We start from the raw sequence: 13389 nt of genomic DNA on the forward strand, positions 1-13389 counted from the left end.
TGCGCACGACCGCCGGGTCCCGGTGTGCGGGGCGCCGAGCACCCGGCGCTCCGTCAGCGGATCGGCACGCCGGAGAGGGCGCGGGCGATGACCAGGCGCTGGATCTCGCTGGTCCCCTCGAAGATGGTGTAGATCGCGGCGTCCCGGTGCATGCGCTCGACCGGGTACTCGCGGGTGTAGCCGTTGCCGCCGAGGATCTGGATCGCCTGGGCCGTGACGTCCCTGGCGGCCTCGCTGGCGAACAGCTTCGACATGGAGCCCTCGGCGGACGTGAAGGGCTTGCCCGTGGCGGCCATCCAGGACGCGCGCCACACCAGCAGGCGGGCCGCGTCGATCCGGGTGCGCATGTCGGCGAGCTGGAAGGCCACGCCCTGGTTGTCGATGATCGGGCGGCCGAACTGCTCGCGGGTCGTGGCGTAGTCGAGGGCGACCTCGTACGCGGCGCGGGCCGTGCCGACCGCCATCGCCCCGACCGCCGGGCGGGACGCCTCGAAGGTGGCCATCGCGGCGTTCCTCACCCGCTCACCGCCCGCCCGCGCCTTCTCGCGGGCGCGGGCCAGGCGCTCGTCCAGCCGCTCCCTGCCGCCGAGCAGGCAGGAGCCCGGCACGCGGACGCCCTCCAGGACCACCTCCGCCGTGTGGGAGGCGCGGATGCCGTGCTTCCGGAACTTCTGGCCCTGCGACAGGCCCGGCGTGCCGGGCGGGACGATGAAGGAGGCGTGCCCCTTGGAGCCCAGCTCCGGGTCGACGACGGCCACCACCACGTGGACGTTCGCGATGCCGCCGTTGGTGGCCCAGGTCTTGGTGCCGTCGAGGACCCACTCGTCCTTCGCCTCGTCGTACACCGCGCGCGTCCGCATCGACGCGACGTCCGACCCGGCGTCGGGCTCGGAGGAGCAGAAGGCGGCGACCTTCACGTCGTCCGGGGTGCCGTACATCTGCGGGATCCAGGTGCCGATCTGCTCCTCGGTGCCGTTGGCGAGGACGCCCACCGCGGCGAGGCCGGTGCCGACGATGGACAGCGCGATGCCGGCGTCGCCCCAGAACAGCTCCTCCATCGCCATCGGGATGCCGAGACCGGTCGGGTCGAAGAACTGCTGCGCGTAGAAGTCGAGGGAGTAGACGCCGACCTCGGCGGCCTCCTGGATGACCGGCCAGGGGGTCTCCTCGCGCTCGTCCCACTCGGCGGCGGCCGGCCGGATGACGTCCCTGGCGAATCCGTGCAGCCAGTCGCGGACCTGCTTCTGGTCGTCGTTCAGCTCAAAGGTGAACTCGGCCATGGTTCCCTCCCGGCGTACGCACGTTACTAACGGTAACCGCAGTCTGTTACCGGCAAGTAGCCGCTGTCAACCGGCGGCGCCCGCGGCGGCGGTGCTACGTTGCGCCTGCCTCAGGGACGTCGACGGGCGGGGAGACACGCTATGGACACCACACACCGGACCGAGCAGCAGCGGTCGGCCGAGCAGCGGCGGCGCGAACTGCTGGAGGCGGCCGACCGCGTGGTCCTGCGCGACGGGCCGGGGGCGTCCATGAACGCGATCGCGGCCGAGGCGGGCATCACCAAGCCGATCCTGTACCGCCACTTCGGCGACAAGGGCGGCCTGTACCGGGCGCTCGCCAAGCGCCACACCGACGCCCTGCTGGCCGCGCTGCGCGCCGCCCTCGACGCCCCGGCGGCGGACCGGCGCCGGCGCGTGGAGGCCACCCTCGACACCTACCTCGCCGCGATCGAGGCGCGCCCGCAGGTGTACCGGTTCCTGATGCACCCGGCCGAGGAGGCGGGCCTCCCCGCCGAGCAGGGCTTCGACGTGGGCCGCCACTCGGCGCCGCTGCTGCGCCGCATGGGCGAGGAGCTCGCGGAGGTCATCGCCGAGCGCGTCGACCTGGGCGGGGGCGGCGAGGCGCTGGCGCGGGTGTGGGGCCACGGCATCGTCGGCATGATGCACGCGGCCGGCGACTGGTGGCTGGGCGAACGGCCCTGCGACCGGGCCGCGTTGGTGTCGGCCCTGGCCGACCTGCTGTGGGGCCGCCTCGCCGGGGCCGACGACCGCGTGGACGGCCCCGGCTTCTGAGACCGGCCCGGCACGGGGGCGGCGGGGGTACCGGGCGCCGGGCGCGCACGGAGCCGGCCGGGCGCCGGTCGTGCACGGGGCCCGGCCGTACGCCGAACGCCGGGCACCGGCCGAGCGCCGGGCACCCGCCGTACGCCGAACGACGGGTGCCGGCCGTACGCCGGGCGCCGCGGGCCCGGCGGCCCCGCCCCGTCAGCTCCGGCGGCCCCACGGGGCGCGCCGCGCCGCGCGCAGGACCCGGGCCCGGCGCCAGCCGATCAGGCGGTCCGGGTAGACCAGGCCGTCCAGGTGGTCGCACTCGTGCTGGAGGCAGCGGGCGAAGAAGCCCGTGCCCACCACCCGCACCGGCTCGCCCCGCACGTCGGCGCCCTCGACCACGGCCCGGTCGAACCGCTCCGTCCCGGCCTCCAGGCCCGGCAGCGACAGGCACCCCTCCGGGCCGCGCACCGTCACCCCGTCGGCCTCCACCAGGCGCGGGTTGACGACATGCCCGAGATGGCGGACGTCCTCGTCGTCCGGGCAGTCGTAGACGAAGACGCGCAGGCCCACCCCGATCTGGTTCGCCGCGAGGCCGACGCCGTTCGCGGCGTACATCGTGGCGAACATGTCCTCCACCAGCCGGGCCAGGGACGGGCCGAAGTCGGTGACGGTCTCGCAGGGGGTGTGCAGCGCCGGCGAGCCGAGCAGGGTCATCGCCCGCACGGCGCCGGAACTGCCGGGGATCGGCCGGTTTCGCATGGCGTTCAGGGTACGTTCACCCCCGCGGTCGGCCTTCCCGCAGGTGGCGGGATTCGGGGCGGCGACCGGATCTCGATAGGCTGAGGCGACCCACGCTAGGAGGAACAAGGACGATGGCAGGCAACTCGGAGCCGCTGTCGCCGCGCGCCAAGCTGGCCGTGACGGCGGGCAAGGCCGCAGCGGCGGTGTCTCGCGCGGCGGGGCGCGGCAGCGGATCGGTGATCGGCGGCCGGGTGGCGCTCAAGCTCGACCCCGACCTTCTGGGCCGGCTCGCGCAGCACCTGGACGTCGTCCTCGTGTCGGCGACCAACGGCAAGACCACGACGACGCGCCTCATCGCGGAGGCGCTGCGCGCGAGCGGCCCGGTCGTCTCCAACGCGCTCGGCGCGAACATGCCCGCGGGCATCACCTCGGCGCTGGCCGGCGGCACGGAATCGAAGTACGGCGTCATCGAGGTGGACGAGAAGTACCTGGCGGGCGTGGCCCGCGACACGGAGCCGAAGGCGATCGCGCTGCTCAACCTCTCGCGCGACCAGCTCGACCGCGCCGCCGAGACCCGGATGCTCGCCGAGAAGTGGCGCGAGGGCCTCGCCGGCACGAAGGCCGTGGTCGTCGCCAACGCCGACGACCCGCTCGTCGTGTGGGCCGCCTCCTCGTCCCCCAACGTGGTGTGGGTGGCGGCCGGCCAGGAGTGGAAGGACGACGCCTGGTCGTGCCCGGCGTGCGGCGGTGTGATGCAGCGGCCGGGCGACGACTGGTTCTGCGGCGAGTGCGGCTTCCGCAGGCCCGCCCCGACGTGGGCGCTCAGCGGCGACCACGTCCTGGACCCGCACGGCTCGGCCTGGCCGATCCACCTCCAGCTCCCGGGCCGCGCCAACAAGGCGAACGCGGCCAGCTCGGCCGCCGTCGCCGCCGTGTTCGGCGTGCCGCCGCAGGTGGCACTGGAGCGGATGTACCAGGTGCAGGCCGTCGCCGGGCGGTACGACGTCGTGTCGTTCCTCGGCCGTGACGTGCGGCTGCTGCTGGCGAAGAACCCGGCCGGGTGGCTGGAGACGTTCTCCCTGATCGACCAGCCGCCGACGCCGGTCATCCTCTCCGTCAACGCGCGCGGCGCGGACGGCACGGACACCTCGTGGCTGTGGGACGTCGACTACCCGCGCCTCGCCGGCCACCCGATCTTCGTGATCGGCGACCGGCGGCTCGACCTGGCCGTCCGGCTGGAGGTCGCGGGCCTGGACTTCCGCGTGTGCGACACGATCGACGAGGCCGTGCAGGCGGCACCGCCCGGACGGATCGAGCTGATCGCCAACTACACCGCGTTCCAGGACGTCCGCCGCCGCGTCGGCAACTGACCCACGAGCCGTTAAGGACGAAAGAGCATGAGCGACAGCAGTCTGCGTCTGGTGTGGGTCTACCCCGACCTGCTCAGCACCTACGGAGACCAGGGCAACGTCCTCGTCGTCGAGCGCCGCGCGCGCCAGCGCGGCCTGGACGTGCAGCGCGTGGACGTGCGCAGCGACCAGCCGATCCCGACCTCCGGCGACATCTACCTGATCGGCGGCGGCGAGGACCGGCCGCAGCGGCTGGCCGCGGAGCGGCTGCGCCGGGACGGCGGTCTGAACCGCGCGGCGGAGAACGGCGCGATCATCTTCTCGGTGTGCGCCGGGTACCAGATCCTCGGCCACGAGTTCATCAACGACCTGGGCGAGCGGGAGCCGGGCCTCGGCCTGATCGACGTGGTCTCCACGCGCGGCGAGGGCGAGCGGTGCGTCGGCGACGTGCTCGCCGACATCGATCCGCGCCTGGGCCTGCCGCAGCTGACGGGCTTCGAGAACCACCAGGGCATCACCCACCTGGGCCCGACGGCCCGCCCGTTCGCCCGGACCGTCTTCGGCCGGGGCAACGGCACCGGGGACGGCACCGAGGGGGCGTACAACGACACCGTCTTCGGTACGTACATGCACGGACCGGTCATGGCGCGCAACCCGCAGATCGCGGACCTGCTGCTGAAGCTGGCCCTCGACGTGAACGCGCTGCCGCCGACGGACGACCGGTGGTACGAGGCGCTGCGCGCCGAGCGGATCGAGGCGGCCAGCCAGCCGGCCTGAGCCACGACGCGTCCGTGAGGGGCGGTCGCGGTCCGCTGGACGGGCCCGCGACCGCCCTTCCGCCGTGTCGGAGGCCCCGCCGCCCTCCCGCATGCCGGAGCCCTCGCCTCCGCCCCGTCCGCGTACGCCCGTGCCGGGGCCGCGCCGCGCTTCCACCGTGCCGGGAGGCGCCGCGCGGGGTCATGCCCGGGGGCGCCGCGCCGCGTCGTGCCCGGGGGCGCCGCGCGGCTCGCCCCCGGGCTTCCGGCGGGGGTCTCGCGAAGGCCGCGCGCCGGGCCGGAAGGGTGTCCCCGCGCGCCCTTCCGCCGCGTCGGAGGCGCCGCGCGGACCGGGTCGCCCTTTCGTGCGCCGGGCCGCTCGTCTGGGCCCTCGGAACGGGCTTCCCGTCGGTTCCTCCGAAGTGTCCACAGGCCGGACGTCCGGTTCGGTGGCGGCCCTCTCCGCCGGTAGGGTGGCGGGTGATCCAGACCGGACGACGTGGTCCGGGAGTCGGCCCACGTTGCAAAGGTATTTCGGGCTATGCGCATTGGTGTGCTCACCTCCGGAGGCGACTGCCCCGGTCTGAACGCCGTCATCCGTTCCGTCGTGCACCGCGCCGTCGTCGACCACGGGGACGAGGTCATCGGCTTCCACGACGGGTGGAAGGGCCTGCTGGAGTGCGACTACCGCAAGCTCGACCTGGACTCGGTCGGCGGCATCCTCGCCCAGGGCGGCACCATCCTCGGCTCGTCGCGGGTGCAGCCCGCGCACCTGGTGGACGGCGTCGAGCGCGCCCGCGGCCACGTCGCCGAGCTGGGCCTCGACGCGATCATCCCGATCGGCGGCGAGGGCACCCTGAAGGCGGCGAACCTGCTGTCCGAGGCGGGGCTGCCGATAGTCGGCGTGCCCAAGACGATCGACAACGACATCGCCTCCACGGACGTGACCTTCGGTTTCGACACGGCCGTCGGGGTCGCCACGGAGGCGCTGGACCGGCTGAAGACGACGGCCGAGTCACATCAGCGCGTCCTCATCGTGGAGGTCATGGGCCGGCACACGGGCTGGATCGCGCTGCACTCCGGCATGGCGGCCGGCGCGCACGCGATCGTCGTGCCGGAGCGGCCGTTCGACATCGACGAGCTGACCGCGCGCGTCGGCGCCCGCTTCGAGGCGGGCAAGCGGTTCGCGATCGTCGTCGCCGCCGAGGGCGCCAAGCCGCGCGCGGGCTCCATGGAGTTCGACGAGGGCGGCAAGGACGTGTACGGCCACGAGCGGTTCGCCGGCATCGCCCGGCAGCTCTCGGTCGAGCTGGAGGAGCGCCTCGGCAAGGAGGCCCGGCCCGTGATCCTCGGCCACGTCCAGCGCGGCGGCACCCCCACCGCGTACGACCGCGTCCTCGCGACCCGGTTCGGCTGGCACGCGGTGGAGGCCGCGCACCGGGGCGAGTTCGGCATGCTGACCGCGCTGCGCGGCACCGAGATCGTCATGGTGCCGCTCGCGGAGGCCGTGCGGACCCTCAAGACCGTGCCCGAGGACCGGTACGCGGAGGCCGAGACCGTCCTGTAGCACCCGAGCCCACCCGGCCGCGCCGCGCGGGCGCCGCCGAAACCGCCCCCGGTCGCCGACGCGGCCGGGGGCGGTTCTACTCTGGTCCGGCAAGTGGACAACCCAGCACGAACCAGGAGCCGCGGGATGGATCACAGCGGGCACGGCATGACGACGGACCTGCCGCCGTTCACGCTGGAGCGGGGGCTGGCGTTCTCGCCGGACACGTTCTTCCTGGTCAGCTGCCTGCTGGGGCTGGCGCTGTACGCCTGGGGCGTCGTGCGGCTGCGGCGGCGGGGCGACGCCTGGCCCGTGGGCCGTACGGTCTTCTTCACGGTCGGTGTGCTGACCGTGGCGCTGGTGATGTGCACGGGGCTCAACGACTACGGCATGGTCATGTTCAGCGTGCACATGGTGCAGCACATGGTGATCAGCATGCTGTCGCCGATCCTGCTGCTGCTCGGCGCGCCGGTGACGCTGGCACTGCGGGCGCTGCCGGTGGCGGCGCGGGGCTCCAAGGGGCCGCGCGAGCTGCTGCTGATGCTGCTGCACAGCCGCTACATGCGGGTGGTCACGCACCCGGGGTTCACGATCCCGATGTTCATCGCGAGCCTGTACGCGCTGTACTTCACTCCGCTGTTCGACTTCCTGATGGAGTCCACGGCGGGCCACATCGCGATGATGGTGCACTTCCTCGCCGTCGGCCTGGTGTTCTTCTGGCCGATCATGGGCGTGGACCCGGGCCCCCACCGGCCGGGGTACGTGATGCGGATGCTGGAGCTGTTCGCGGGCATGCCGTTCCACGCGTTCTTCGGCATCGCACTGATGATGGCCTCGGAGCCGATGGTCGGCACGTACACGCACCCGCCCGCCTCGCTGGGCATCGACGCGCTCGCCGACCAGAACGCGGCGGGCGGCATCGCCTGGGCGTTCAGCGAGATCCCGTCCGTGGTGGTGCTGGTGGCACTGCTGTACCAGTGGTACCACTCCGAGCAGCGGGCGGCGAAGCGCTCGGACCGGGCCGCGGACCGGGACGGCGACAAGGAGCTGGAGGCGTACAACGCGTACCTCGCCTCGCTCCAGGTGCGCGGCGGCCGGTAGGACCGCGGACCGCGGCGGGTACGGCGCCGGAGAGCGCGGGGCCGCCGGGCGCCGGCTCCCGGCCCCGCGCCGCACGCGGGGCGCGCGCGCCGGTAGCGCCGTGCGCCGGTGCGGAGCCACCATGGCAGGGCGAGGCGAGGCCCGCGGCTCGGAGGAGGGCGCCATGTCCGGTTCCACGAAGACGATGGGAATGATCACGCTCGGTGCGCTGGTGCTGACGACGGCGTACTCGGTGGCGCTGGGCAGCAGCGGCTGGCTGTGGTTCGCCTGGATCGTGCTGGGCCTGGTGACGCTGGGGATGGCGGTGGCCAAGGACGGCTGAGCGCCGGTCCGGGATCTCGGCCGGGAAGAGATCCCCGCCGGGCGGCAACCTTCCCGGTGGCGGCGGCGACCACCGGGTGCAAGTGGCCCCCACACGAGGATTCACATGAGCACAGAGACACAGCCGAGGGCTCGGCACCGCCGCCGCCTCACCCGCCGCCGCACCGTCGTCGGTGGGCTCGCCGCCCTCGGCCTCACCGGCGCCGCGCTGGTCGGCAGCGGCATGCTCGCCCCGGCCGGCGCCGCGTCGGCGTGGCCGGCGCCCAAGGGCGAGAAGCCGGTCACCAAGACGATCGAGGTGTCCGGCACCTACGACGGCAAGCTCCAGCGCTTCCGCGGCAGCGGCGCCCTCGGCGACGGCGGCCAGGACGAGAACCAGGCGCCCCTGTTCAAGCTGAAGGACGGCGCCGTCCTGAAGAACGTCGTCATCGGATCGCCGGCCGCCGACGGCGTCCACTGCATGGGCAGCTGCACGCTGCAGAACGTCTGGTGGGAGGACGTCGGCGAGGACGCCGCCTCCTTCAAGGGCACGTCGGCGTCGGCGGTCTACACCGTGACCGGCGGCGGCGCGCGCAAGGCCTCCGACAAGGTGTTCCAGTTCAACGGCGCCGGCAAGCTGGTCGTCACCGGCTTCCAGCTGTCGGACTTCGGCAAGCTGGTGCGCAGCTGCGGCAACTGCTCCAAGCAGTACAAGCGGACCATCGTCGTCGAGAACGTCGACGTGACCGTACCCGGCAAGCAGCTGATCGGCGTCAACGCCAACTACGGCGACACGGCCACGCTGCGCGACATCCGGATCCACGGCGACACCAAGCGGAAGATCAAGCCGTGCGTCCGCTACGAGGGAAACGACAAGGGCAAGGAGCCGCCCGTGCTGGGCAGCGGCCCGGACGGCACCCACTGCCGTTACGCGGCGTCGGACATCACCTACAAGTGATCGGCGCCTGAGCCCGCGACGGGCGGGCGGTCTCTCCGCGACGACCGGGGCCACGGCGGCCGACGCCGTGGCCCCGGTCTCGTCCGCGTGTCGGCCCGCCCGTCCACGCGTGTCGCCCGGCGCGCGTACACGCGGCACTCCGGCGCGCGTAGGGGCTCCACGCACGACGTGGACACGCCAGCGCACCCCCATCGATCATATGACTACCGCTCCTCGTGCTTTCGGCGGACCGTGACATGGACACACAGTTCACGAACCGTCCGAATCCGGCGGAACCGTCCATCGGTCCGTGCACGAGGAGGCCGCATGCTCCAGGTCGAGCGTCTGCTCGCGGACTGCCTTCACGACGTCCGCTCCGGTCCCCCCGGCACCCTGCCGCTGGACCCCGCGGGCGACACCTACGCGGCGGCCCGCCGCACGTTCCTCGCGGCCGGACTGCGCGCCCTGCGCGACGCCGGACGCCCCGGCGGCGGCTGGGCGCAGGTCGGCATCGCCCCCGACGGGGCGCACGCCTGGCCCGCCCTGTACCGGCGGCTGGCCGGCACCGCCCGCGAGCTGACCGCCTCCGGGGCGGCCGGCGACTTCTTCTTCGTCCACAAGCCGCCGGGCCTGCGGGTCCGCTTCCACGCGCCCGGTCCGGACGGGGCCGACGCGCTCCGGGCGGAGCTCGTACGCCTCCTGGGCACCGCGCGGGAGGGCTGGGCGGAACCGGTGCCGTCCGTGTACGAGCCGGAGTCGTACCTCTACGGCGGGGCGCGGTCCATGGCGTACGCGCACCGGCTGCACACCGCGGACGCGCTGGCCTGGCTGGACCACCACACCGGTGAGCGCCCGCCCGCGGGCTGGCGGGTCTCGCTGACGCTGCTGCGCGCCGTCCTGGACGGGCTCGGTGTCGTCGGCTGGGAGCACCGGGGCGTGTGGGAGGCCGTGCGGGAGGAGACGGGGCGGCGGCTCGCCGGCGGGCTGGCCGGGGCCGACCTGGAGCGGGCCGCCGCGGGGGTGCGCGCCTACTGGGAGCTGTCCGACCAGGCCCGCCTGGAGGCGCTGCCCGCGCCGTGGCGGGACCGGGTGGCCGCGCACCGGGACGCCCTGCGCGCGGCGGCCGACGCGTGGCGGACGGGCTACTTCGAGTCCGGCGGGGCGCGGCTGGGGCCGCGCAGGGCCGCCGCCCACTGGGTGGTCTTCCACTGGAACCGCGGGCGCTTCCCGGCCTCCCGGCAGGGGCTGCTCACCGAGGCGCTCGCCGACGACGGGAGGGCGTGACATGACCGGCGGTACGTCCGGAGCGGCCGACACGATCGGCGGGCTGGCGCTGCTGCGCGTCGCGGGCATGCCGTGCGCGGCCTGGACCGCCGGGGGCCGCCCCGAGCTGTTCGACCGGGTGGCCCGGCACGCCGACGACGGGAGGCTGCGGGCCGTGCGGGCGCGGGCGCTGGCCGGGCGGATGGGCGCGGAACTGGTCCCGGACGACCGGCTGTCGGCCGCCGAGCGGGGCGCGGTGCTGGCGCTGCGGCGGCGGCTGCACGCCGGCGAGCCGCCCGGCGCGGACGACTGCGCGCTGCTGGACGCCCTGGCGGGAAGCGCCGGCGTGAGCGGGCCGGGTGCCCGGGACGGGGGCGTCGCCGGGGCGGGGGGCCGGGGTGTGCGGGGGGCCGGGTGCGGGGCGGGGGCCGGGGACGTGCCGGGGGCGCGGTCCGGGCGGGACGCCGGGATCGGGGCGGGGGCCGGGAGCGGACGCGGGGGCGGGGGCGCGGGGGCCGGTGCCGGGGCGGGGGCCGGTGCCGGGGCCGGTGCGGGTGCGGGGGCCGGTGCCGGGAGTCTCGCCGCCGAGGCGCGGGCGCTGTTCGCGGCCGCGCGGGAGGCGCGGGAGGAGGAGCGACGGCTGGAGGACGCCGTCGCGGCCGAGCAGGCCCGCGTGGCCGCCCTCGCGTGGGAGACCGCCCGGAACGACGAGGTGCTGGCGGCGTTCCTCGCCGAGACGGCGCCCGCCGTCGTGGCGGACGTGGCCCGCCGGCTCGCCGAGGGCGCCTCCTGGCAGGGGCGGCAACTGCGCAAGCGGACCGCCTACCTGTGGCGCGTCCTGGGCCGGATGGCCGCGAAGACGACACCCCGCGGCTGGGCCGGCCACGTCGCCGTGGCCCCGCTCGGCGAGTCCGGAGGCGCCGGGCGGCTGCTCGCGGGATGTCCCGCCCTGGGCGCGGTCGCCCTCGGGGAGGTGGAGAACGTCCACCTCGTACGCGCCGGCGGCGTGGCCGCCGACCTGTCGGCCGCGCCGCCGGAGACCCTGCTGGCGCCCGCGCCGCTGCACTTCACCGCGGGCGACCCGGCCGACGGGTCGGCGGTGCTGCGCTGCTGGGTGGTCGATCCGCGCGCGCCGGGACGGCTGCGGCAGGTCGTCCTGCGCCGCACCGGGGTGCTCGCACGCGTCCTGGCGCTGCTCGCGCAGGGGCCGGTGCCGCTCGGGGAGCTGGAGGGGGCCCTGCTCGCGGCCGTGCCGGGACGCGCCGCGGCGGACCCGGCCGTGCTGCGGGGCTTCCTCGGGCACCTCGCCGGGGTGGGGGTGCTCCAGGTGTGCGCGGCGCCCCGGCAGCGGTACGGGGCGTGGGCGCCGCCGTGCGGTGCGCTGCCCCGCCCGGCCGGGGCGGCGGGCGGCGCGCCGGGCGCCTGGTTCGTGGACGTGCACCGGCGTGCGGACGCGGTGGTGGGGGCGCGCGCCGCCGACCGGGTGCGGGAGGGGGTGCGGGTCGCCGCGCGCGTCGCCGCCCTGCGGGACGCCGCCGCCGGACGGCCGGTCCCGGTGGCCTGGCGGATCGGCCCGGAGCCCCGGCCGGTGAGCGAGGTCCTCGCGGAGCTGCTGGACCCGTCCGGGGCCGGGACCGAGGACGCCGCCCGGCCCGCGCCGGCGCCATACGCGGGATGGCCCGCCGCCGGGACGGCCGGCGACGGCACCGGGTACGCCGCCCTCCTCGCGCACCTCGCGGCCCACGCGGACGCCGAGCGGGTGGACCTCGACGACGCGCTGCTGGACGCGCTGGGCGCGCCGCCCGCCGACGAGGCGCTGCCGCCGTGGCCGTACGACTGCCTGCTGCGGCCCCTGCCGGGCGGTGCGGGCTCGCCGGTGGCCGTACTGGAGACGGCGTCGCCGGCGGGCGTGCTCGACGCCCGGTTCGCTGACGCGCTGAGGGCGCTGGACGGCGGGTACGGGGCGGCCGACGCGTACCGGGCGTTCCTCGCGGAGGTGGAGCGGCGCGCGGGCGTGCGGTTCGTCGAACTGCTGGTGCCGCCGCTCGCGGAGCGCGCCGCCAACGCCGTGCGGCGCCCGGTCGTCGCCTCCTGGTGGACCGGCGACCCCGATCCGACCCCGTACTACGGCCAGGCCGCCGCCGAGGCGCGGTACCTGCCCCTGGACCGGATCACCGTGCGGGTGCGCGACGGGCGGCTGGTGGCGGAGGCCGACGGGCTGCGCCTCATGCCGGTCCACCACGCCACGCGCACCCCCGCGCCCCCGTACGACGAGCTGATGCGGCTGCTGCTATCGGCCGGGCCGCCGGCCGCCCGGCGGGCGGTCCGGCTCGACGGCCTGGAGGCGGCGCTGCCGGGGCCCGAGCGGCTGCCCCGCCTGACGGTGGCGGGCGGCGCGCTCGTGGTCGCCCCGGCGACCTGGCGGCTGGACCGCGCCCGGCTGTGGCACCCGCGCGACACGGCGCCGGCCAAGGTGCGCGCCCTGGCGGCGCTGCGGCGCTCGGCGGGCCTGCCCCGCCATGTGTTCCTGCGCACCGGGGCCGGGGCCAAGCCCGTACCGGCCGATCTCGACTCCGTGACCGCCGTCCCGCTGGTGGAGCGCCTGTGCGCGCAGCGGGCGGGCGGCGGACTGCACGCCGAGGAGATGCTGCCCGGCCCGGACGGCCTGGCCCTGCGCGACCCGCTGCACGGCGGGGCGCCGGTCGCCGCCCAGGTGCTGCTGCGCCTCCCCCACCGCGCCCGACCCGAGCAGCTCGCCGCGCAGGCCGCGGCGGCCCTGCTGCCCGGCGAGGCGCCCACAGGCGCCCCCGGCCCGGCCGTCCCACGTGGACGGCGGGCGCCGGGGGCGGTCAACACCTCATGAGGAGACAGCGGAAGGCAACAACCACACGAAAGGCGGCACACCATGCCCCAGACCCTCGAACTGACCGACCTCGACAGCCTCATCGACGACCTCGACACGCGCATCACCGAGACGGAGCTGCCGGACGCGCAGGCCGCCACGGCGGCGTGCAGCGGGCTGTGCACGATCATCATCTGCGCCACGGTGATCATCTGCGCGTGACGCCGGTCCCCTCCACAGGAGCCGCCCGGTCCCCCGGGCGGCTCCGCCACGCCCTGACCGCGCCCGCCCGGCCCTGACGGCCCTGGCCGCCCGAGCGCCCGGCCACCTGACCACCTGGCCGCCTGGCGCCTGACCGCCTGGCCGCCTGGCCGCCTGGCCGCCTGGCCGCCTGGCCGCCTGGCGCCTGACCGCCTGGCCGCCTGGCCGCCTGGCCGCCTGGCCGCCTGGCCGCCTGAGTGTTGACCCCGGCGGCTCGCCGGTGGACGGACCCTGCGCCCGTGC

General features: G+C 75.8%; 12 protein-coding genes. 10 read left to right on the forward strand and 2 right to left on the reverse strand.

Annotation, left to right across the window (positions count from 1 at the left end; genetic code table 11):
- Positions 1-53 precede the first annotated feature (53 nt).
- Positions 54-1280 (reverse strand): acyl-CoA dehydrogenase family protein, encoded by a 1227-nt coding sequence (locus CP974_RS02620; protein ID WP_031128109.1) that lies wholly within the window; start codon positions 1278-1280, stop codon positions 54-56.
- Positions 1281-1421: 141 nt separating this feature from the next.
- Here CP974_RS02620 and CP974_RS02625 point away from each other — a divergent pair, with 141 nt between their 5' ends.
- A complete protein-coding gene (locus CP974_RS02625) occupies positions 1422-2072 on the forward strand; it encodes a TetR/AcrR family transcriptional regulator (RefSeq protein WP_031128110.1) in 651 nt (216 codons plus the stop codon).
- Positions 2073-2264: 192 nt separating this feature from the next.
- Here CP974_RS02625 and def read toward each other — a convergent pair whose 3' ends face one another.
- Positions 2265-2810 carry a peptide deformylase gene (gene def / locus CP974_RS02630; RefSeq protein ID WP_031128111.1) on the reverse strand — a complete coding sequence of 182 codons (546 nt, stop codon included), beginning with the start codon at positions 2808-2810 and terminating at the stop codon, positions 2265-2267.
- Between the two features lie 113 nt (positions 2811-2923).
- On the opposite strand from def, the gene CP974_RS02635 reads away from it, so the two are divergent.
- The 9 genes from CP974_RS02635 (at position 2924) to CP974_RS29405 (ending at position 13107) form a co-directional block, all read left to right on the forward strand.
- Positions 2924-4162 carry a Mur ligase family protein gene (locus CP974_RS02635; RefSeq protein ID WP_031128112.1) on the forward strand — a complete coding sequence of 413 codons (1239 nt, stop codon included), beginning with the start codon at positions 2924-2926 and terminating at the stop codon, positions 4160-4162.
- A gap of 27 nt (positions 4163-4189) precedes the next feature.
- Positions 4190-4918, forward strand: coding sequence for a type 1 glutamine amidotransferase (locus tag CP974_RS02640; protein WP_031128113.1), 729 nt, complete (start codon positions 4190-4192; stop codon positions 4916-4918).
- Between the two features lie 519 nt (positions 4919-5437).
- A complete protein-coding gene (locus CP974_RS02645; protein WP_069975438.1) occupies positions 5438-6463 on the forward strand; it encodes a 6-phosphofructokinase in 1026 nt (341 codons plus the stop codon).
- Positions 6464-6589: 126 nt separating this feature from the next.
- A complete protein-coding gene (locus CP974_RS02650) occupies positions 6590-7543 on the forward strand; it encodes a cytochrome c oxidase assembly protein (protein ID WP_031128115.1) in 954 nt (317 codons plus the stop codon).
- Positions 7544-7706: 163 nt separating this feature from the next.
- Positions 7707-7865: a hypothetical protein gene (locus tag CP974_RS29400; protein WP_037936221.1), complete on the forward strand. Its 159-nt coding sequence runs from the start codon at positions 7707-7709 to the stop codon at positions 7863-7865.
- Positions 7866-7970: 105 nt separating this feature from the next.
- Positions 7971-8801, forward strand: a complete 831-nt coding sequence (locus tag CP974_RS02655; protein WP_031128116.1) for a pectate lyase — start codon at positions 7971-7973, stop codon at positions 8799-8801.
- 306 nt (positions 8802-9107) lie between these two features.
- Entirely contained in the window at positions 9108-10064 is a 957-nt protein-coding gene (locus CP974_RS02660; RefSeq protein WP_031128117.1) for a thiopeptide-type bacteriocin biosynthesis protein, read from the forward strand.
- A 1-nt stretch (position 10065) separates the two neighbouring features.
- Entirely contained in the window at positions 10066-12906 is a 2841-nt protein-coding gene (locus CP974_RS02665) for a lantibiotic dehydratase (RefSeq protein WP_263406987.1), read from the forward strand.
- A 42-nt stretch (positions 12907-12948) separates the two neighbouring features.
- Positions 12949-13107 carry a hypothetical protein gene (locus CP974_RS29405; protein WP_162887729.1) on the forward strand — a complete coding sequence of 53 codons (159 nt, stop codon included), beginning with the start codon at positions 12949-12951 and terminating at the stop codon, positions 13105-13107.
- Positions 13108-13389: the final 282 nt, after the last annotated feature.

Source organism: Streptomyces fradiae ATCC 10745 = DSM 40063 (genome assembly GCF_008704425.1).
In the GTDB taxonomy this organism is placed as follows: Bacteria; Actinomycetota; Actinomycetes; order Streptomycetales; family Streptomycetaceae; genus Streptomyces; species Streptomyces fradiae.

Excerpts from the sequence above, each read along its gene's own strand:
- CP974_RS02620 (WP_031128109.1), bottom strand. The coding sequence starts at position 1,280 with ATGGCCGAGTTCACCTTTGAGCTGAACGACGACCAGAAGCAGGTCCGC.
- CP974_RS02625 (WP_031128110.1), top strand. The coding sequence starts at position 1,422 with ATGGACACCACACACCGGACCGAGCAGCAGCGGTCGGCCGAGCAGCGG.
- def (WP_031128111.1), bottom strand. The coding sequence starts at position 2,810 with ATGCGAAACCGGCCGATCCCCGGCAGTTCCGGCGCCGTGCGGGCGATG.
- CP974_RS02635 (WP_031128112.1), top strand. The coding sequence starts at position 2,924 with ATGGCAGGCAACTCGGAGCCGCTGTCGCCGCGCGCCAAGCTGGCCGTG.
- CP974_RS02640 (WP_031128113.1), top strand. The coding sequence starts at position 4,190 with ATGAGCGACAGCAGTCTGCGTCTGGTGTGGGTCTACCCCGACCTGCTC.
- CP974_RS02645 (WP_069975438.1), top strand. The coding sequence starts at position 5,438 with ATGCGCATTGGTGTGCTCACCTCCGGAGGCGACTGCCCCGGTCTGAAC.
- CP974_RS02650 (WP_031128115.1), top strand. The coding sequence starts at position 6,590 with ATGGATCACAGCGGGCACGGCATGACGACGGACCTGCCGCCGTTCACG.
- CP974_RS29400 (WP_037936221.1), top strand. The coding sequence starts at position 7,707 with ATGTCCGGTTCCACGAAGACGATGGGAATGATCACGCTCGGTGCGCTG.
- CP974_RS02655 (WP_031128116.1), top strand. The coding sequence starts at position 7,971 with ATGAGCACAGAGACACAGCCGAGGGCTCGGCACCGCCGCCGCCTCACC.
- CP974_RS02660 (WP_031128117.1), top strand. The coding sequence starts at position 9,108 with ATGCTCCAGGTCGAGCGTCTGCTCGCGGACTGCCTTCACGACGTCCGC.
- CP974_RS02665 (WP_263406987.1), top strand. The coding sequence starts at position 10,066 with ATGACCGGCGGTACGTCCGGAGCGGCCGACACGATCGGCGGGCTGGCG.
- CP974_RS29405 (WP_162887729.1), top strand. The coding sequence starts at position 12,949 with ATGCCCCAGACCCTCGAACTGACCGACCTCGACAGCCTCATCGACGAC.